The organism is Pectobacterium fontis (assembly GCF_000803215.1).
Classification (GTDB): domain Bacteria; phylum Pseudomonadota; class Gammaproteobacteria; order Enterobacterales; family Enterobacteriaceae; genus Pectobacterium; species Pectobacterium fontis.
The window spans coordinates 54,290-74,475 of record NZ_JSXC01000030.1; the positions used below are offsets into that span (position 1 = coordinate 54,290).

At 49.1% G+C, this 20,186-nt stretch carries 19 protein-coding genes; 9 read left to right on the top strand and 10 right to left on the bottom strand.

The window, feature by feature from the left end:
• Window positions 1-125 precede the first annotated feature (125 nt).
• Window positions 126-1,793: a methyl-accepting chemotaxis protein gene (locus OI69_RS09600; RefSeq protein ID WP_039349325.1), complete on the top strand. Its 1,668-nt coding sequence runs from the start codon at window positions 126-128 to the stop codon at window positions 1,791-1,793.
• Between the two features lie 200 nt (window positions 1,794-1,993).
• Here OI69_RS09600 and fdhE read toward each other — a convergent pair whose 3' ends face one another.
• The 9 genes from fdhE to hutW all read right to left on the bottom strand — a co-directional run bounded on the left by fdhE (window position 1,994) and on the right by hutW (window position 8,650).
• Window positions 1,994-2,923, bottom strand: coding sequence for a formate dehydrogenase accessory protein FdhE (fdhE, locus tag OI69_RS09605; RefSeq protein WP_039349329.1), 930 nt, complete (start codon window positions 2,921-2,923; stop codon window positions 1,994-1,996).
• A 30-nt stretch (window positions 2,924-2,953) separates the two neighbouring features.
• Entirely contained in the window at window positions 2,954-3,121 is a 168-nt protein-coding gene (locus OI69_RS19830) for a hypothetical protein (protein WP_154715538.1), read from the bottom strand.
• 95 nt (window positions 3,122-3,216) lie between these two features.
• Window positions 3,217-3,939, bottom strand: a complete 723-nt coding sequence (locus OI69_RS09610; RefSeq protein ID WP_039349332.1) for a glutamine amidotransferase — start codon at window positions 3,937-3,939, stop codon at window positions 3,217-3,219.
• 102 nt (window positions 3,940-4,041) lie between these two features.
• A complete protein-coding gene (locus OI69_RS09615) occupies window positions 4,042-4,512 on the bottom strand; it encodes a hypothetical protein (RefSeq protein WP_039349335.1) in 471 nt (156 codons plus the stop codon).
• On the bottom strand, window positions 4,499-5,410 hold the full coding sequence (locus OI69_RS18830) for an endonuclease/exonuclease/phosphatase family protein (RefSeq protein ID WP_052198344.1): 912 nt from the start codon (window positions 5,408-5,410) through the stop codon (window positions 4,499-4,501). Before OI69_RS18830 ends, OI69_RS09615 begins: the two co-directional genes overlap by 14 nt.
• 156 nt (window positions 5,411-5,566) lie before the next feature.
• Window positions 5,567-6,043: a YlaC family protein gene (locus tag OI69_RS09625; protein ID WP_200886915.1), complete on the bottom strand. Its 477-nt coding sequence runs from the start codon at window positions 6,041-6,043 to the stop codon at window positions 5,567-5,569.
• A gap of 152 nt (window positions 6,044-6,195) precedes the next feature.
• Complete coding sequence (locus OI69_RS09630) at window positions 6,196-6,825, bottom strand: NAD(P)H-binding protein (RefSeq protein ID WP_039349337.1); 630 nt, start codon at window positions 6,823-6,825, stop codon at window positions 6,196-6,198.
• Window positions 6,822-7,322 carry a heme utilization cystosolic carrier protein HutX gene (hutX, locus tag OI69_RS09635; protein WP_039349340.1) on the bottom strand — a complete coding sequence of 167 codons (501 nt, stop codon included), beginning with the start codon at window positions 7,320-7,322 and terminating at the stop codon, window positions 6,822-6,824. Before hutX ends, OI69_RS09630 begins: the two co-directional genes overlap by 4 nt.
• 14 nt (window positions 7,323-7,336) lie before the next feature.
• Window positions 7,337-8,650 carry a heme anaerobic degradation radical SAM methyltransferase ChuW/HutW gene (gene hutW, locus OI69_RS09640; protein ID WP_039349344.1) on the bottom strand — a complete coding sequence of 438 codons (1,314 nt, stop codon included), beginning with the start codon at window positions 8,648-8,650 and terminating at the stop codon, window positions 7,337-7,339.
• A gap of 405 nt (window positions 8,651-9,055) precedes the next feature.
• On the opposite strand from hutW, the gene OI69_RS09645 reads away from it, so the two are divergent.
• From OI69_RS09645 to OI69_RS09660, 4 genes are read left to right on the top strand one after another with little or no spacing between them, the layout of a single operon-like run.
• A complete protein-coding gene (locus OI69_RS09645) occupies window positions 9,056-10,057 on the top strand; it encodes an ABC transporter substrate-binding protein (protein WP_052198345.1) in 1,002 nt (333 codons plus the stop codon).
• Window positions 10,057-10,926, top strand: coding sequence for an ABC transporter permease (locus tag OI69_RS09650; protein ID WP_052198346.1), 870 nt, complete (start codon window positions 10,057-10,059; stop codon window positions 10,924-10,926). The genes OI69_RS09645 and OI69_RS09650 overlap by 1 nt, the downstream gene beginning before the upstream one ends.
• A 5-nt stretch (window positions 10,927-10,931) precedes the next feature.
• The gene (locus OI69_RS09655) at window positions 10,932-11,651 is read left to right on the top strand and encodes an ABC transporter ATP-binding protein (protein ID WP_039349347.1); all 720 of its coding nucleotides are present in this window, start codon (window positions 10,932-10,934) and stop codon (window positions 11,649-11,651) included.
• A gap of 56 nt (window positions 11,652-11,707) precedes the next feature.
• Window positions 11,708-13,153 (top strand): sulfatase-like hydrolase/transferase, encoded by a 1,446-nt coding sequence (locus OI69_RS09660; RefSeq protein ID WP_039349350.1) that lies wholly within the window; start codon window positions 11,708-11,710, stop codon window positions 13,151-13,153.
• 136 nt (window positions 13,154-13,289) lie between these two features.
• Here the strand turns inward: OI69_RS09660 and OI69_RS09665 are convergent, their stop codons facing one another.
• Entirely contained in the window at window positions 13,290-14,882 is a 1,593-nt protein-coding gene (locus OI69_RS09665; RefSeq protein ID WP_072034284.1) for an ABC-F family ATPase, read from the bottom strand.
• 117 nt (window positions 14,883-14,999) lie between these two features.
• Between OI69_RS09665 and OI69_RS09670 the strand changes: the two genes are divergently transcribed.
• The 4 genes from OI69_RS09670 (at window position 15,000) to treC (ending at window position 20,149) form a co-directional block, all read left to right on the top strand.
• Window positions 15,000-15,896, top strand: a complete 897-nt coding sequence (locus tag OI69_RS09670; RefSeq protein WP_039349355.1) for a PhzF family phenazine biosynthesis protein — start codon at window positions 15,000-15,002, stop codon at window positions 15,894-15,896.
• A 13-nt stretch (window positions 15,897-15,909) separates the two neighbouring features.
• A complete protein-coding gene (locus OI69_RS09675) occupies window positions 15,910-16,455 on the top strand; it encodes a GNAT family N-acetyltransferase (RefSeq protein ID WP_039349358.1) in 546 nt (181 codons plus the stop codon).
• A 554-nt stretch (window positions 16,456-17,009) separates the two neighbouring features.
• The gene (gene treB, locus OI69_RS09680) at window positions 17,010-18,428 is read left to right on the top strand and encodes a PTS trehalose transporter subunit IIBC (RefSeq protein ID WP_039349361.1); all 1,419 of its coding nucleotides are present in this window, start codon (window positions 17,010-17,012) and stop codon (window positions 18,426-18,428) included.
• A gap of 29 nt (window positions 18,429-18,457) precedes the next feature.
• Window positions 18,458-20,149: an alpha,alpha-phosphotrehalase gene (gene treC, locus OI69_RS09685; RefSeq protein WP_039349364.1), complete on the top strand. Its 1,692-nt coding sequence runs from the start codon at window positions 18,458-18,460 to the stop codon at window positions 20,147-20,149.
• Window positions 20,150-20,186 lie beyond the last annotated feature (37 nt).

The window sequence follows — 20,186 nt, forward strand, 5'->3', positions numbered from 1 at the left end:
TGATTCATCCACCATTTTTTGAGTTACAGCACGTTGACGTTATTGCCGATTGATAAAGTAAACACCAGTGAATATTCGTAACGTACCACGAAAAAAACCAACAATAACAAGTAAGGACCATTTCCATGCAATGGCTCAAAAACCTCACTATCCGTAAAGTTTTACTAACAACGCTAACATTGTTCTTACTACTTTGGGGGAGCGTATCGTGGATCGCCCTCTCTTCTCTGAATCAGGTCAGTCAGTTATTGGAAACCAGCCAGATACAAAAAAAGAACGCGACCATCATGAGTCATGGTACAGAAAATTATTTTCGTACCTCTATCAGGCTGATGCTTGCTGTCGATGCCCAGCGAAATGGGCAGAAAGAGGCTTTCCAAAATCTGTTAAAAATGGCAACGGATTCCGCCAATATCAGTGACCACGATCTGGAACAGTTTAAAAAACAGTCCCATGTCGGTGTTCCTGACGACCAGGTTGCGAATATTATTCAATACTGGGGCGGGATTACACAAGAGATGCATAAGATGATCGCGCTGGTTAATGGCGGCGATCTCAGCGCATTTCAGCACAATATGCAGAATACGTTACCGCCGTTAAGCATCGCTTTTGGGAAATCCTCAGAAACCTATGCGCAGTCAGTTTCAGCCAATGATGGCAGTAATAGCCAACTCATCCATTCACTGATAAAAACCAGCCAATACACGATTCTCACTGCGCTGGTCCTCGGTATGATGTTGCTATTTACCACCGACCGCTATTTGGTATCCTGCCTATTAGTCCCGTTGGAACACATTAAGCAACACGTCCAAATGCTTGCATCAGGGCAATTGCAACATACGATTAGCGACTTTGGCCGTAATAATATTGGCCAATTAATCCCCTATTTACGTGACATGCAAGAAAGCCTGATTCGTACCGTCAGTACCATTCGCGATAGCGCGGCGTCTATTTATCAGGGCGCAGGTGAAATTCGCGCAGGCAATAGTGACCTCTCTTCGCGCACCGAACAACAAGCCGCGGCATTAGAAGAAACTGCGGCCAGCATGGAGCAGCTAGGCGCAACGGTAAAACGCAATACCGACAATGTGTCGCAGGCGAACACACTGGCGAAAGAAGCATCCAGCATGGCAAATAAAGGCGGGAATATGGTTGATGATGTGGTGACGACCATGCAGAACATCACGACCAGTTCACGCAAAATTGCCGATATTACCAGCGTCATTAACGGCATCGCGTTTCAGACCAATATTCTCGCGCTGAATGCCGCCGTTGAAGCCGCCCGCGCGGGCGATCAAGGGCGCGGTTTTGCCGTCGTCGCTGGCGAAGTCAGGAGCCTCGCCCAGCGTAGTGCGCAAGCGGCAAAAGAGATCGAGGGATTGATCGCGGAATCCGTAACGCGTATCAACACAGGCTCTGAACAAGTCGCTCTGGCGGGGGATACCATGCACCACATCGTTCGCGCGGTCACCAGCGTCACCGATTTGATGGGCGAGATCGCCTCCGCGTCAGCAGAACAGAGCCTTGGTCTTAATCAGGTCAGTCAGGCCGTAACCGAAATGGACGGTGTGACCCAGCAAAACGCCTCGCTGGTACAGGAATCTGCCGCCGCCGCCGCGTCACTGGAAGAACAGGCTCGCCAGCTAACAGAAGCCGTGGCGGTCTTTCATCTGTCTGATCAGCCGTCCCAGCCCTCTGTGCATGTCAGCTCGCCTGTGCATGCGAAAGCATTGCCGACGTCAAGGGGCTTAGGACAGGCAAAAACGCATGAAAATAATTGGGAAACCTTTTAAATAAACACAGGCGCTATCTCATCAAGACGCTTAACAACGACGCACCTGCTGACAGGTGCGTCATCATGCCGGGCTGATCTCCACGTCCATTGCGATTACGGCATTGGTGTTGCTGCTGCACGTCAGCGGCGTGTGGCGGGCGTAGGCTTTTTGAAAGGAAAAACGGTGAAGCACAAACGCCCTTCACCGTATCAGGTTGGCTATTCGATCGCGCTTTCCGGGAACAGGAAGGGGTTGATGCTGCTGCGAGAAAAGCCCTCCTCCTCCATTTTCACATCCAATACCAGCGAGGCGAGATCGTCGGCGACAGCTTCCACTCGGTGATCTTTTTCCTGATACAACAACTTTAAATACGTGCCGCAGTGGCCACAGCTTTCCGCTTTAATCGCCGCGTTTTCGCTATCCAACGACCAATAATTAAGATCGCTCGACGCTTCACAGTTGCTGCATTTCACCCGCACCATGTGCCATTCGCTCTCACACAGATTGCAGTGCAGATAACGCAGCCCGCTGGAGGTGCCTAATTGCACCACACCGGATACCGGAATACTGCCGCACACGGGGCAGAACTGACGATGTTCACCGGGAACAGCTCGTGCTTTACCGGGCAGCAGGCCGGCCATCTGCGCCCAAAACAGCGACAAAGCCGCCCAGATGAACGGAGCTTTATCATTGTTTTCAGCACGAAACTCGTGGTGTAGCAGCGCGGTCGCCAATTCTTCCAGTTCCTGCGCTGACGCTTTTTCCAGATTCTCCAGCGTGGATAACACCTGCCCGCTGGCATCCGGTTTTAGTTCCTCAATCAACGCACGCAGCAGCGTGTGCCAGTGCGCATCTCGCGGGAACACGGCGATATCAAGCGGCGGGCGTTCACCGGACTGTTTCAATACGTCATTCAGATCAAGCTGTAACGGATGGTCGTGCAAGACCTTCTGCTGAGCCTCCACCACACCGGCTGCGAAAGTGAGATAATCCCCTAATGGGTGATCTTCCGCTAACTGACGCAGACGCTCCGCACGGCTGCTGTACAGGCTTTTCAGGTTAGCAAAAAGCAGCGGGGGGATATGCCCTTCCGGCATCGATTTTTCGTTCTGTTCTAGCTGTTCCTGCGGAACAATGCGAATACTCATCAGGGTGGTTTTTCCTGTTATTTACGTTGGCTATCCACTATTTTTCGTGGGCAGGAAGGCCGCCAGCGCGACCGAAAGATAGCGGGGATTATACGCATCGCGCCTATCGACTTCCTGATTTCCGGCAAGGTTATGGTCGTTTTTCGCCATCAACACCGCCCTCTCCCGCCATGACGGAAACAGTAGCAGAAAAGCCACAAACATCTCCACACCCACAAAGAGGGGGGGTAGACCAGATAGTTGACTGTCTACGCGCAAACCATCACCGATAGGTGACAGGCGTTATTTAAGTGCTATTTCGCTGCGTAGCGTTGTACAAAATCCAGCAGGATCTTGCGCGCCCAGACGGGTTCTTGCTGAATGTCCATCATCCGATCAACATCCCAACCGCCCTGTCGCAGCGCTGCTTCATTATGGCGCAGGCACGTCAGCATGATATCCGCGCTGAATTCCGGGTGAAATTGTACGGTCAATACTTTATCGCTGTAGCGGATAATCTGGCAGCCATCCATCTCTGAACTCCCCAGCACCTGCGCGCCTTCTGGCGCTTCCAGCACGGATTGTTGGTGGGTCAGATAAGCGCCAAACTGCTGCGGATAGCCGCACAGCAAAGGATCTTGTGCTGCCGCATCGTGGGTTGTCACCACCTGAACGCCGACTTCCTTACCGTTCGGGTTATCCCCCACCTTGCCCCCCAACGCATCGGCCAGCAGTTGATGCCCATAGCACACGCCCAGCAGCGGAACATCCGCAGAATACGCCTCGCGCAGCCAGCCAGCGGTATATTCGCTCCAGTCCAGCCGATCCGTAACCATCGACCACGAACCCGAGATGATCACCGCCGCTAGCGTATCAAACGGCGGCAGCGGTTCCCCAAGATCGGGACGCACCACCCGCACTGGCCGTGTTTTGCCCTGTACTGCATTGCTAAACCACGTCCCCTGTTGTCCAACCTGAGAGGCAATGCCTTCCGGCGGTTGGCCCAACTGAATCACCAGCAATACCTTTTCGCTCATCGTCCTGTTCTGCCCGTATTTAAAAAACTATCAACCTGAAAAACCACCCGTTCGAAAAATCACAAGCAATGCGACAAACTCCGCGTTTAATGACGTTGAGGATCAAAGGCCTGGCAAATGCGGGTTGACCTTTGCCTGAACGCGGGAAGACAACTCCTTAACCTTCAACCAGAACTGTGCGGAAGACACTATTTTCCCCAGTGCATTAGCTAACGACTCCTGATCCCAACAATCAACCCTTTCTCCTTGGTATTCAATTGTAAGAGGGTAACCGTCTGCATGTTGCTCCCATGTAGCAATATCTGAAATAGCATCATCATAGATGATACCTAGCCTGCCTTTTGAGGGAATGTTCAGTTCACCGTTGCCGTCATATTCCTCTAATTTTTTCAATTCAAAATCAAACTCTAATAAATCTTTAAAAAAAAAGCGGCTTAATGTTAAATGCTCATCCGATTCAATTTTTAGATCATGGTTTAATGAACGAAATACATCCCCAATATCCTTATGATTTTTCTCAACGGTAGAGGCAGATTCCTGTCCTGCCTTAATAAATTCTTTAAATTGAAACATTCGTTGCCCCTTTTTTCCTGACACAACCGATAACAGGCATGTGATCGAAATAATGCTTACTATCCAAAATAGCAGCACGCAATACATCCGTTAGCACAACACCTGTCGCCGCCTCATCCAGATACCATGGCCCCGTGCTGAGAAAATCCCCCGAGAAGATGATCTGATCGAAAGCCGACCAGCCATTACGGTTCCCCGCTTTACTATAACAGGTTCCAAAATCATGTTGCTGTTCTTCAAACGAGAATGGCACCCGTGCCGAGAGCGTTTTCCAGTAGGGGTTATAGAGCCAATAATCAGGCTGAGAAAGCACCAGCGCCCGATCGTTGGTTGCCGACAGATTTTTAAATAAGCTGGGAGCATAGGGTTCATCGTTGTAGTCCCCCATTAAAATCACCTGCTTTTTACCAACAAGAAGAGAATCGACAAAGCCTCTTAGCCCAATAGAGCACTTATTTCTAAAATCCTCGGCAATGGTTCTTAACTGACTTGGCCAGTGTGAAACCAGAATGGTTATTTCATAAGACGTTTCCGCTTTAAACGCTATTTTTAATTGCTGTGCAATTTTAAGCGATGAGCTGCCAATTCGACCGGTATGCGTATTCCCTTGAGTGACCACTATGCGAGTTGAACGATAAAAATAGCCGATATCAAATTGGCCTCCGGTTAGCGTAGTGTCATCCATGAATTCAGATGCAATACCTATATCCAGAAGCCCTTCGACCAGTAATTGGAAAGAGGGTTGATTCACTTCACAAACAGCTAATAGATCAATGTGCTCATGAATAAATAGGTGTCTAATGATCTCAACAGCATCGGCGACATTACCCCGATTTTGCCAATTTTTTACACCTGGAGGCGATATCGCACAGTTCCAAAAAGCAAAACGAAAACTCAATGTAGTCAGCCTTGCGATAGATAATCTTATACATTGAATTTAAACACGAATCGCTCTTCCTCGGTAATACATTGGGTAAAATTTCGCGCCACTTCGCAGATTCTAAATCTCATTAGACCCAATGCCGGCAATATAATCAAAAGTAAAAATCGTCGGTTACTGGGAAGGCTGTTGTCGGTAAGCCAGCGAGAAGACGTCGTAGAAATCAACACTGCCTTTCGTACGCTGAATCTTCTCTATTCCTGATTTCACGGCAGGCGGCACTCGTTCGTTGCGCAATAGCTTATCCAGCGTGTCCTGCGACACATGACGGATGGTAAACCACTCGCCGTTGTAGCACACGCGTAAATCCAGCGTATCAATATCCTCAAAACGATAGGTCGGATTAATATCCATCGAAAGTGCCAGCATCATCGCCAACAGGAAAACGGTAAAACCAATAAGGTATGGCAGACCAAAATAAGGGGCATAAACGAGGATAAAGGCGACTGGCAGGTAGCTCACCAGCATCGCGGCAAACAGATAGGGGTGCGACTGCATGAATTTGTGGCTGAAACGTATTTTATTGTCGCGTTTTTCTTCCTGATTAATACGCTCAATCTCTTCGGTCAGGAGGCGTTTTACTTCGTCCATCGTCATCACCCATATGCTTAAGGAATACCACATTGCGGGTATCGATTAGAACATAGCCACATAAGAGATAACAGAAACCGTTTTTGACAGCGCGAGATAATCTTTTCTCTGTTACCGGGATAGATTATCCCAGTAACAGAGATGACAGAGCGTTACGGAATGGCGGGCATCGTCAGATCGGGATCGATCAGGTTATAAATTTGGTTGCCAAACACCGGTTGTTGCAGCAGTTGATCAACGGCCAGCGCGACATCCCGACGAGAGACCAATCCCAGTGTTGCAGTACCTTGCGTCAACTTCGCGTTGTGCGTGGCCACCACATCCAACAACCCGCCGGGACGAACAATACAGTGATCCAGCGAGCTGCTTTGCAGCCAGCTTTCCGCCAACGATTTCTCACGCACCGCAAAACCAAATGCGGCTCTGGCGCGCGGCGACAACAGCGACCAACTGTCACCACAACCCAATGAGGTCACCAGCAGCATACGTTTGAGACCCGCCAGTTCTGCACCGTCGATCACCGTTCTGTGCCCATGATAATTGACCGTGCCGCCGCCCATTGTCGATACCACAATGGCGGAGGAGCCAGCCACACGACAGGCTTCCGCGACCGTTTCCGCATCGCAAGCATCGCCTTCTACTACTGTCATCCCCTGCTCACGCCAGTGCTTGGCCTGTTCAGGGTTACGCAATACGAGTACCACCGCCTGCTCGCACTCAATAGCGCGCTGTAATAAGCAGGCGCCGACCCCATTGCCCGCGCCAAAAAGTAACCACGTCATACCTGCTCCGGTTGTAATTCACGCGCCAGCGCGTGGAACGCCTCAACCTGGGCGCTCAGCAACTGGCGGTGGCTGTCTCGTCCAAGGAAGATTTTAAACATCGCCGCACCGCTAGCATTAAAGAATACTACGGATGCCGTGTCCATCCCCATGAACTTACGCTCAATAAAGGCAATGTGCTGACAGCTTGTGGCGCGAATATGTCCACTCAGGCCATTTTTGCCACGCAGGTTAAAGTAACCGTGACGATGCGTCCCCGTTGGCAGTTCGCTCTTAAATTCCAGAATCGCATCCGCCGTGTGGCTGATTAACGTCACTTCCCCCCAGGTCGCAATGGTGTCCCACACGCGATCGAAAGCATCGCCCGTCGCCAGCGTGCGCTGCGCTTCAGGCAGCGCCTCAACCACGGCAAATAGCGAGGTATTATACTTCCCGGCAATGTCTTCCAGTGTGCCATCAGGGTTGGTTGCCAGTAATTCATTCAGTGTCAGGGTCATCGTTGCGTCTCCGGTTAGTGGGCATGCTCTGCGGCATTAAGCTGGGGGATAATTTGTTGTAGTGCCTGCATCAGGTTATTCGCCCAAAAGCGGCCATCATTGGTCAGGCGCAGGCAGGTGGAATCATCACAGGTCAATCCAGCCTGATGCCATTGGCTAAGTAGCGGCTGAAGTTCGCGGGCATGTTGAGTCAACTGGGGCAGCTTGATGCGGCCAACTTCAATACCCGCCTGAAGTTGATGCTGCCACGGCCCGGTCGGGCTGGCTGGCGTCATCATCATGATGGGTTTTTGCCCCTGATCGATCTGCTGGTAATAACGCTCCAGACTGCGTTCCATCATGTAGGCTTGCCCATTGATATTGCCGCCCGCGCCGCTCCCCATTGCCAGACAGTCTGCACCTTGTTTAATCAGCAAGTTGTACAGATTGCGTTCACGCGTGGTGCGCGCCCAGTGACTATTGCTCAGTTGGTGCCAGCCAGCCTCAGCCAGAAATGCCGCGCCGGTACGATAAAAATCACGTCGGGCGACCACGTCAGGCAGCGCAACACGCTGGTTTTCGGCGGCCTTCGCCAGCGGTGTCGTCGGTAACAGGTTCAATGCATACAGATCGACGCCGTCTAACGGTAAATCGCTGACAATCGCCAGATCTTCTCGCCAGATTTCCGGTGTTTGTTCCGGCAAACCGAACATCAAATCACACACCACCGCAGCTCTGTCTCGCGCGCACAGACGTTCAAGGAAGCGGATTGACTGCTGTTTATCCGAGGTGCGCGCCATACGCTGGCGAATACGGGTATCAAAGGTCTGAATCCCGATGGAAAAGCGGTTCGCTCCCGCATCCAGACAGGCATCGATCCGCTCATCGTCAAAATCCATCGCCCGCCCTTCTACCGTGATTTCACAGTCCGGTGCCAGCGGCAGCGAGGTACGGATCGCACGAATGATCTGCGACAGCTCATCGGCCTCCAGCGCCGTTGGCGTACCCCCGCCAAAATACACCGCATGAATCGGCGCAGACTGATGCAGCGGGCTATCCGCCTCCATCGCCAATTCCTGTAGCAGATAGCGGGTGTAGGTCGCCGTGCTGTCATCACGCAGTTTGTTTTGGTAAAAACCACAGAATGTGCAGTGCGTCGCACAGAAGGGAATATGCAGGTAAAGAAGGCGTTTGCGCGCAGGCACCGTCTGCTGCTTCAGCGCCTGCCAACCGACTGGAATCTGTTCAGGTGAAAGCGGCACATGGTTGCGCCAGGGCATTGCCATACGTCGGGCGCTAAAAGGCTGCTCACCGGGTTCTGCATAATACGGTGTAAGATCGATGTTCATATGGCTCCCCTAAGGCATCTTTTAGGGGATTAAATGATAATCCTTTTCATTTAGCAATCTGTGTTCACTCATACAAAAATAGGATTTATGCATTTTTGCCTTACGTTAACTAAATTGTATCGTTTTCACCATCACTCGCTCTACACATCGATATTTTATGTTTATTTATCAAAATCTTAAACACGCTCGCGGTGACAACGTTAACCAAATGAAAAAAAATATCGCACCATTAAAATCTCTTCACTTTTACTCACCGAGACTCGAATCGTATTGCCATAAAAAAGAAATGCTTATAAGGAAAAAGCATATATCAATATATAATAAACATGTCTTATTTATTATTTCTCTCCCAAAAAAAACTGAATAGGATAATTTCACCAATACATATTTATGTAGAAAAAATCCATGAAAATAAATATTTCACCAGCTTATGTCATCGCGCTATTTTTAGGTTTTTTGTCAGCTATGGCACAAGCTGGCACACATGTAGAACTTCGATTTGCTGATCAAAATGAAGAAACCAAAAATATGGTTTCTGCTTCCGGTGAAGATAAAAACCTTAATTATGATATTACTTTCGCTAATTTCATCGGTGGGCCGGCTATTTTAGAGGCGTTTAGATCAGATGCATTAGATATTGGTATCGTTGGAAATACGCCGCCCATTCAGGCACAAGCTGCCAATGTCCCATTACTGATTGTTGCTGCCCGTGAAAATCAAAGCCCAGACTATCAATATGCATTACGACCAGGTTTATCAATAACCTCATTGGCTGATTTTAAAAATAAAAAAATAGCTTATGCAGAAGGAACGGCTCGTGAAGTGTTTATCCTTCAGACATTAAAAGAAGCGGGTTTAACTCCATCTGATGTCACATTAGTACGTTTGCGAGCGGGTGATTTTCCAACAGCGCTACAATTTGGACAAGTCGATATTGCTCCCTTGACAGAACAACAATTTGGACGATACATCAAACAAAATAACATTCCAAAAACAGCATTCCCAGACGCATTATATCAGACATTGCCTAAGAAACAGGTTTACCTTTATGCCAGTAAAAAATCACTTGATAACCCAGATAAAAAAGATGCGATCAACGACTTTATTACTCGATGGGTTAACGCCAACAAATGGACTGAACTCCATCAATCGGAATGGATTAACGCCTACTATGTAAAATCTCAGGGCCTGTCATCAGAAGATGGAAAAACAGTATTACAAATCCGCGGTCAATCCACGTTCCCATTATTAACCAGTATGATTTCCAATCAGCAAAAATTAATAGATATTCTGAGTGCATCAGGATCCATCCCACATTCACTGTCTGCCGAAAAAGAGTTTGATTTACGTTTCAATACCGTTGCTACACAGGCAGCGCAATCATATAACAAAGTGGAGGCGCAATAATGACAGATAATACATCAGCTATCTCAGAGCATAGAAGGCAACAAAGATATGCCTCTATTCCTGCGGTCAGGAATAAGATTAAAAAACACACGGCACCTAAATTAATTGCCGGAAAATCGTCACCTTTTTTGATGATTATTGGTCCTATAATACTTTTCTTAATTTGGGGATTCAGTTCTTACACCGGCATCTTACCAGAAAATGCATTAACTTCTCCCTGGGGCGCAATCAACTCCGCTTACCATATGCTAATGGATGGTACACTTTATCCACAATTTCTAGCATCTGCACAACGCGCTTATTCTGGGCTGGGTTTGGGCATAATAATAGGTTTAACCTTGGCGTTATTGGCCGGATTAACACGCACAGGTGATATTCTTATAGATGGTATAGTGCAAATAAAAAGAGCGATCCCTACACTGGCATTGATTCCGCTGGCAATTTTATGGTTAGGTATTGGTGAAGCATTAAAAATTGTACTTATTACCTTCAGCGTCATTATTCCTGTTTATATCAATACACATTCTGCATTAAAAAATATCGATATTCGCTATGTTGAATTAGCAAGAACAGTAGGACTTAGTCGATTACAATTTATTCGCCGAGTTGCGTTACCCGGTGCACTACCCGGATTTTTTGTCGGCCTGCGATTTGCCGTGACCAGTTGTTGGGCTGTGCTCGTGGTTTTGGAACAAATTAATACAACTAGTGGTATTGGCTATTTAATGAATCGCGCAAGAGACTACGGTCAAACCGATATTATCGTCGTTGGACTGGTGGTTTACATGGTTTTAGGACTGTTCTCTGATGGGCTTGTCCGATTTATTCAAAAACGTGCAATGCGCTACAGCAAATCAATAGGCTCATAATAAACATGAAAGTAGAGACAAATAAATCCGTTAAGGTAGAAAATCTAACCCGTGCTTATTCCGAGAAAGTAATCCTTGACGCTATCGATCTGCATATTCCATCTGGACAGTTTGTTTCTTTGTTAGGAAAAAGCGGATCGGGGAAAAGTACACTGCTTCGCGCGCTTGCCGGGCTTGATGAGACGGTATCAGGTCAAGGGGCTATCCATATCCCTTTGAATTATTCCGTCATGTTTCAAGACTCACGTTTATTACCTTGGGAAAACGTGATTAGCAATGTGCGGCTTGGTGTCGAATCCCGCTACACGTTTGACGATGCCAAACAAGTATTGTCTCTTGTCGGCCTTGAGCACAGAACTTATGCCTGGCCTTCTGAACTTTCAGGCGGAGAGCAGCAACGTGTCGCATTGGCTCGATCATTGATACGGCACCCCTCTCTGGTTCTGGCCGATGAACCTTTTGGTGCTCTGGATGCTTTAACCCGAATTAAAATGCAAAAACTACTCTTAGCGCTGTTTGCCGAGATTTCCCCCACAGTTGTGTTAGTCACACACGATGTCGATGAAGCATTAATTTTATCTGACAGAATTCTTGTACTTGATAATGGGAAGATTATTGAGGATTTTATGATAGATATTTCTCATCCCCGGCGAACATATAAAGATGAATTTGAGCAGTACCGCAAGCGTTTACTTCAATTACTTGGTGTAAATGAAGTCGACTGATAATTATCTCGATCCAATAACACTGATATATTTCATACTTGAGAAAATATAATATTATGAGTAGAAAAAATGTTATCGTGATTATGTCTGATGAGCATAATCCAAATGTTTTAGGTTGCTCAGGGCACCCAATCATCCATACACCGCATTTAGATGCGTTAGCCGAAAATGGTATTCGTTTTACCAATGCCTATACCCCTTGTCCTATCTGTGTTCCTTCCAGAGCAGCATTCGCAACGGGTAAACGTGTGCACCACGTTCGCCACTGGGATAATGCCATGCCTTATGCAGGACAGGAAAAAGGCTGGGGACATATTCTGCAACAGCATGGAATTAAAACAGCCAGTATTGGAAAATTGCATTATCGGGATAAAGAAGACCCGGTGGGTTTCGATGAAGAAATTATTCCGATGCATGTGGTAGGTGGATACGGCATGGTGTGGGGTTCTATCCGAGATCCTTATCTAAAAAAAGGAAACGATGAGAGGATGTTAGGTGACTACATTGGAGCAGGTGATTCACACTATACCGAATATGATAAAAACATTACCGAAAAAACCAAAGCCTGGTTGCGTAATGCCGCCCTATCTAATGAAAGTTTCGTATTGTATGTCGGACTGGTGGCTCCCCATTTTCCTTTAATTGTTCCTCAGGAGTTCTTTGATTTATATCCTGCTGATATTTTGCCGCCCGCTAAACTTCTCCCTCAGGATGGCTATCATCGTCACCCCTGGGTGCAAAATTATGCAGATTTTGACAGTACCGAAAGTAAATTCAAGAGTGAGGAAGAACGCTTAAAAGCCTTTTCAGCTTATTATGGACTCTGTTCATACCTGGATAACAACATTGGTGATATCCTCTCGGTACTGAATGAAACAGGGTTAAATAATAACACCACCGTTATCTATACCTCCGATCATGGGGATAATCTTGGTGCCAGAGGATTATGGGGAAAATCGACGCTTTATCAAGAAAGTGTAGGTATTCCCATGATTATATCCGGCCCGAATATAGCACCGGGGGTTTGTCATACCCCTGTTGATCTTCTCGATTTATTCCCGACAATACTTTCTTTAGCGGGATGTGAATATGAATCTGAGATGTCTGAACGACCTGGGGTATCTATTCTTGATATTGCCCAACAGCCTAAAAATGACGAACGCGTTATTTTTAGTGAATATCACGCCGCAGGCAGCAACACCGCAGCCTATATGATCCGAAAAGGGGATTGGAAATATCATTATTATGTCAGACATGAAGCTGAGTTGTTTAATCTGGTATCCGATCCTGAGGAAACAAAAAACCTGATTAACGACCCCGCTTATGCTGCGATACGTGAAGATTTACACGCAGAATTATTGCGAATTTGTCACCCCGAAGAAACCGATCAACGAGCTAAGATTGATCAAGCTGATTTGATAGCACGCATTGGCGGCCTGGAAAAAGCAAGATTACTCGGTCCAAAAGGCGCAACCCCAGCGCCTAAAAAAGCCCAGATATAACGCTCATTGACAATAATGATGTAACACAATAATAACGTGTATTATGTTGGATCAGTGGTATTGCCAATGAGATAAAAACGGCTTTCAGCCAAGCGCAGAATATATCTGCGCTTTTTCTTTCTTATCAGTTACGTTTTTACTGAATACCCTGACTACGCAGGTAATCTTCATAGTTTCCGGTGAAGTCGTTCACTTTGTTTGGCGTCACTTCCAGAATACGGGTCGCCAGCGAGCTAACAAATTCACGGTCATGAGAGACAAACAGCAGCGTCCCTTCAAACATTTCCAGCGCCATGTTCAGCGATTCAATCGATTCCATATCAAGGTGGTTGGTCGGTTCATCCATCACCAAAATATTCGGGCGCTGCATCATCAGCTTACCAAACAGCATACGGCCCTTTTCACCACCGGATAACACCTTCACTTTCTTCTTGATATCATCCTGACTGAACAGCAAACGCCCCAGCACGCTGCGCACCGCCTGCTCATCGTCTTTCTCCTGCTTCCACTGGCTCATCCAGTCAAACACCGTCAGCGTCTCATCGAATTCGTATTCGTGATCCTGCGCGTAGTAGCCGATTTTGGCATTTTCTGACCACTTCACGGTACCGCTGTCTGGCTGAAGATCGCCCACCAGCGTTTTCAGCAGCGTCGTTTTACCGATACCGTTGGTTCCCAGAATCGCGACTTTCTCACCCACTTCGATCATCAGACCAAGCTTGCTGAACAGCGGGCCGTTATCAAAGCCTTTGCTCAACGCTTCCACTTCCAGCGCGTTACGGAACAGCTTCTTATCCTGTTCGAAACGGATAAACGGGTTTTGACGGCTGGACGCTTTCACTTCATCTAACTGAATTTTGTCGATCTGACGCGCGCGTGATGTCGCCTGTTTGGACTTAGAGGCGTTGGCGCTAAAGCGGCTGACGAAGGATTGCAGTTCGGAAATCTGCGCTTTCTTCTTGGCGTTATCGGCTAACAGACGTTCGCGTGCCTGCGTCGCCGCCGTCATGTATTCATCATAGTTACCCGGATAAATACGCAGTTCGCCGTAGTCCAAATCTGCCATGTGGGTACACACCATGTTCAGGAAGTGACGGTCATGCGAGATAATAATCATGGTGCTGTTACGCTCGTTCAGCACCTGCTCCAGCCAGCGGATAGTATCGATGTCCAGGTTGTTGGTCGGTTCGTCGAGCAGCAGGATCTCGGGATCGGCAAACAGCGCCTGCGCCAGCAGGACACGCAATTTCCAACCGGGCGCAATCTCGCTCATCAAGCCATAGTGCTGCTCAACAGGGATCCCTACGCCCAGCAACAGTTCACCGGCGCGAGATTCTGCACTGTAGCCATCCATCTCACCATATTGCACTTCCAGATCGGCAACTTTGTAGCCGTCTTCTTCGCTCATTTCAGCGAGTGAATAGATACGGTCGCGCTCTTCTTTTACCGCCCACAGCTCACCGTGGCCCATGATGACGGTGTCCAGTACGCTGTGTTTTTCAAACGCGAACTGATCCTGGCGCAGCTTACCCAGACGTTCATTAGGATCGAGGAAGACGTTACCAGCGCTTGGCACCAGATCGCCGCCAAGAATCTTCATGAAGGTGGATTTACCGCAACCATTCGCGCCAATCAAACCGTAACGGTTACCGCCGCCAAATTTAACGGAAATGTTTTCAAACAACGGCTTGCTGCCGAACTGCATGGTGATATTGTTGGTACTTAACACAGCACTTATACTCGAGTCGGAATGTGATTTGGCGCGCATTATGCCACAAGCGCGCGCCAGGATCGCGGTTAGTTTTGCGTAATATTTAAGCGACAGCGCATACAGGAGAGAAATGCGATGCCTATAGTACGTCGTTTCAAGCAGGTCGACGTTTTTACCCAGCAGCCTTTCAAAGGCAATCCGCTCGCCGTCATTCTGGAAGCAAATGGGCTAACCGATGCGCAAATGCAGGATATCGCGCGTTGGACAAACCTGTCGGAAACCACGTTTGTCCTGCCAGCCACCGATCCTCTGGCGGATTATCACGTACGCATTTTTACGCCAGCGTCGGAATTGCCCTTTGCCGGACACCCTACGCTCGGCACCGCACATGCTCTGCTGGAAGAAGGATTACGCCCTAAATCTCCAGGGCAGCTCGTACAACAATGCGGAATTGGCCTCGTGCCAATCAATATCCATGATGACGGGAGCCTGGCGTTTCACGCGCCAGAAGCCACCATCGTTCCCTTTGACGATGCGCACACGCCACTGCTGGAAAAAACGCTGGGTATGACTGGCACTGGCCGCGCCAGTCTCGATAAACGCTATCCGCCCACCGCCGTGCATATGGGCATTCGCTGGCTGGTGATTCGTGTCGACAGCGCTGACACCTGCCTGAGCATCGTACCCGATGCAGACGCGCTCTCCTCCGTGCAAGATCTCAGTCAGACCAACGGCATCGCCATCTATGGCCCGCACGACAACGCGACACCCGCCGATTACGAGGTTCGTGCATTCTATATTGAGCGTGGTCATCTCAAAGAGGATCCCGTGACGGGCAGCGCCAATGCTTGTCTGGCTGTGCTGATGCGCCAGCAGCATTCCATAAATGATGTCACCGCCCCGCTCAGCTACCTTGCCCGACAGGGCACCATGCTGCACTGCGATGGTCGCATTACCGTAACTTATCTAAATGATGAACCGTGGATCGGTGGTCACAGCGTCACGGTCGTTGACGGCACGTTGCAGCCTTAATGGAAGGAATCTTATGAAAGCGCCCGTTACAGACACATTGCGTGAATTACGACACGCCCCCCACTTGCGGCTGACAATACAGGAAGAAAGTGACGCCGATGCACTCTTTGCCTTGATCCAGCAGGAAAAAACGCGCTTGCGGCGAACGCTACCCTGGCCGGACTCCGTCAAGACTGTCGATGACACGCGTGAAACCATTCGCAGCAACAGAGAGGCATTCTTCGCGAAAACATCGGCTGTATACGTTATCCACTGGGATGACGCGTTGGCGGGTATCGTCTCCTTCAATACGATTCAGAATAAAGAAGGGGTTATCGGCTACTGGATTGCCGAAGCCTTTGAAGGCAAGGGGATCATTTCTCTGGCCGTTAGCACGCTGATCGCTGCCTATACCTATGCACACCTCGTTGAACGCTGCGTCATCAGGGCTTCAACCGCCAATACACGCAGCAACGCCGTTGCCCAACGGCTTGGCTTCCGTTTTCATCACACGAAAAAAGACGCCGAGAAGATTGGCGAACAGTGGTTCGATCATCACATTTATCACTATCCCGCCTGACCTCACCGACGCACTGGCCTGATTCGCTGGACAGCCCATCGTGAATCAGGTTTTCACCTCTTACGCGTGTCTCATTTATTTAATCGTTATATTTTTGTGATTAACATCACAAAAATGTTGAAATATCATTTCATCTTCGCTACCATTAAAAACGTGATGTACATCACATTTAATTAACCCGTTAGAGGAGCCTGATAATGAAAATGATGCGCAAAATCAGCAAATTCTTTAAAAGAATGGGAGATGTTTATGTCAGTTACTGCGAACGTATTGGGTCTGTCATCAGCCCGTTCTGATTGTGATATAAACAATCTCTAAAGCCGCCTCCTACTGGCGGCTTTTGTTTTTCTGCCCCCATTTACCTCTCTCCCTTTTTGTCTACTCGCACACCGCAGATTTGTGCAGCATACCGCATGCCTGAACATTCTCTTTTAAAAACAGCCCAGTGCATTTTCCTTTCCCGGCAGGATCACCATTAACAGACTATGCTTTTCTCTGACTGTACTTGCTGCACGTCCCCTACGTCTGCGCTAAAAGATAAAAAGGACATCACTATGAGTAAAGTTAAGCAACAGGATATTGATCGTCTGATCGAACTGGTTGGCGGGCGCGAGAATATCGCGGCTGTCACGCACTGCATCACTCGCCTGCGATTCGTCTTGCACGACGCCTCTAAAGCCCATCCCAAGAACATCGAAGAGATGCGTATCGTCAAAGGGTGTTTTACCAATGCCGGGCAATTTCAGGTTGTCATCGGCACCGACGTGGATGAGTACTACAAAGCGCTACTCGCCACCACGGGCAAAGGCGAAATCAACAAAGAAGAAGCCAAAGTCGCCGCCCGCCAGAATATGAGCGTCTTCGAGCGCAGTATTTCACATTTTGCCGAGATCTTTTTTCCGCTGCTTCCCGCGCTCATCAGCGGGGGCTTGATCCTCGGAGCGCGAAACGTGATCGGCGATATCCCGATGCGCGACGGGCAAACGCTGGTACAGATCTATCCGACCTGGAAAACCGTCTACGATTTCCTCTGGCTGTTGGGTGAAGCCATCTTCTTCTACCTTCCCGTTGCGGTCTGCTGGTCAACTGTACGCAAAATGGGCGGTACGCCTATCCTCGGCATCGTGCTTGGCATCACGCTGGTGTCGCCGCAGTTAATGAATGCTTATCTCATTGGGCAGCAAACGCCGGAAGTGTGGAATTTTGGCTGGTTCACGATTGAGAAGATAGGCTATCAGGCGCAGGTAATCCCTTCCGTATTAGCCGGGATGGCGCTGGCATTGATCGAAATACGACTGAAAAAAATCGTGCCTGATTATCTTTATCTGGTGGTGGTGCCCGTCACTTCGCTTATTTTGGCTGTGTTTCTGGCGCATACGTTAATTGGACCGTTTGGTCGTATGATCGGTGATGGCGTCGCCTGGGCCGTTAAGGCCGTGATGACAGGCAGCTTCGCTCCTCTTGGCGCCGCATTGTTTGGCTTCCTGTATGCACCGCTGGTCGTCACGGGCGTACACCAAACGACGCTGGCGATTGATATGCAGATGATCCAAAGTATGGGCGGTACGCCAGTTTGGCCGCTTATCGCCCTGTCCAATATTGCGCAGGCGGCTGCCGTTGTCGGGGTAATTCTGGTTAGCCGGAAAGCCAACGAACGAGAAATCTCTGTCCCCGCCGCGATTTCCGCTTTTCTTGGCGTGACCGAACCGGCGATGTACGGTATCAACCTGAAATACCGCTTTCCCATGCTGTGTGCCATGATCGGTTCCGCCGCCGCCGCGCTCATTTGCGGCCTGTACGGTGTAACGGCGAATGGTATCGGCGTCGGTGGGCTGCCGGGTATTCTTTCTATCAAGCCACAGTTTTGGGGGATCTTCGCCCTCGCTATGCTAGTGGCTGCTGTCATCCCAATTGTGCTGACATCGCTGGTCTATAAACGTAAAAGCCGCACTGGCAAGTTGGATCCCGCATAGCGACCACACATAGATTAGGAGGATTGTGCATGACTACCTCGCTTCCCTGGTGGCAAAACGGCGTAATTTATCAAATCTACCCGAAGAGCTTTCAGGACAGTACCGGAAATGGCATTGGCGACATCGCGGGTATCACAACCCGACTCGATTATCTGCAACAGTTAGGTATTGACGCTATCTGGCTGACGCCGGTTTACCTCTCTCCTCAGGTAGATAACGGCTATGATGTCGCTGACTACTGCGACATCGACCCAAGCTACGGCACAATGGCCGATATGGAAACGTTAATCGCAGAAGCGCATCGTCGGCGTATCCGCATCGTCATGGATATGGTGTTCAACCATACGTCTACCCAGCATCACTGGTTCCAGAATGCGCAGGATCGCCGCAGTCCCTATCGCCACTTTTACATTTGGCGTGAGGGTAGCGACGGCGCGCCCCCCAATAACTGGCGTTCAAAATTTGGCGGCCCAGCCTGGCAGTGGCACGAAAAAAGTAAACAGTACTACCTGCATCTTTTCGCCACTGAGCAGGCCGATCTCAATTGGGAGCACCCGCGCGTGCGCGATGAATTAAAGCAGGTCTGTGAATTTTGGGCGGATAAAGGCGTAGATGGGCTACGGCTTGACGTGATCAATCTGGTCTCCAAACAGCAGAATTTCCCGTCGGATACTCAGGGCGATGGACGGCGTTTCTATACCGATGGCCCTCTGATTCATGATTACTTGCAGGAGTTTAGTCGGGATGTTTTTCAGCCACGCGGCTTGATGACGGTTGGTGAAATGTCATCTACCTCGCTGGAGCACTGCCGCCGCTACGCTGCGCTGAACGGTAGCGAACTCTCCATGACATTCAATTTTCACCACCTGAAAGTGGATTACCCGAATGGGGAAAAATGGACGCTGGCGGAACCTGATTTCATCCAGCTTAAACACATTTTTAATCACTGGCAGCAGGGGATGCACAACCGCGCCTGGAATGCGTTGTTCTGGTGTAACCACGATCAGCCCCGTATCGTGTCACGTTTTGGCGATGAAGGTGAGTTCCGGGTGCAATCCGCTAAGATGCTGGCAATGGTGCTGCATGGCATGCAGGGCACCCCCTATATTTATCAGGGTGAAGAACTTGGGATGACCAACCCCGGCTATACGCAGATTGAGCAATACCGTGATATTGAAAGTCTGAATCAATTTGCGCAGCAGCGCGAACAGGGGCAGCCTGACGAATCGATCCTGACGATCCTTGCTAGTAAATCACGCGATAACGGCCGCACACCGATGCAGTGGGATGACAGCAATCATGCGGGATTCACGACCGGAACACCGTGGATCGCGCCCTGCAAGAATGCCTCTCAAATCAATGCCGGACAGGCGCTGGCGAATACCGATTCGGTTTTCTATACCTACCAGCAGCTTATCGCTATGCGTAAAGCGCTACCGCTGCTAACACACGGAGACTATCAGGATTTGCTGCCAGATGACCCAAATGTCTGGTGCTATCAGCGCACCTGGGAAGGACAGCGGCTTCTGGTTTTGGCAAATCTCAGCAAACAGCCTCAGCATTGGCAACCTCCCATTGATACCCATGGGCGTCGCTGGCGTCTGTTATTAAGCAATTATGCTGATGCACAACCCCAGCCAGCAGTGCTGACGCTACGCCCGTTTGAGTCGGCCTATTGGGTACAAGGCATAGAGGAAAAAGAGGATAAAATTCAGGAATAGTCACTATCGAAAGATGTAGCGGGTTACCCCGCTACAT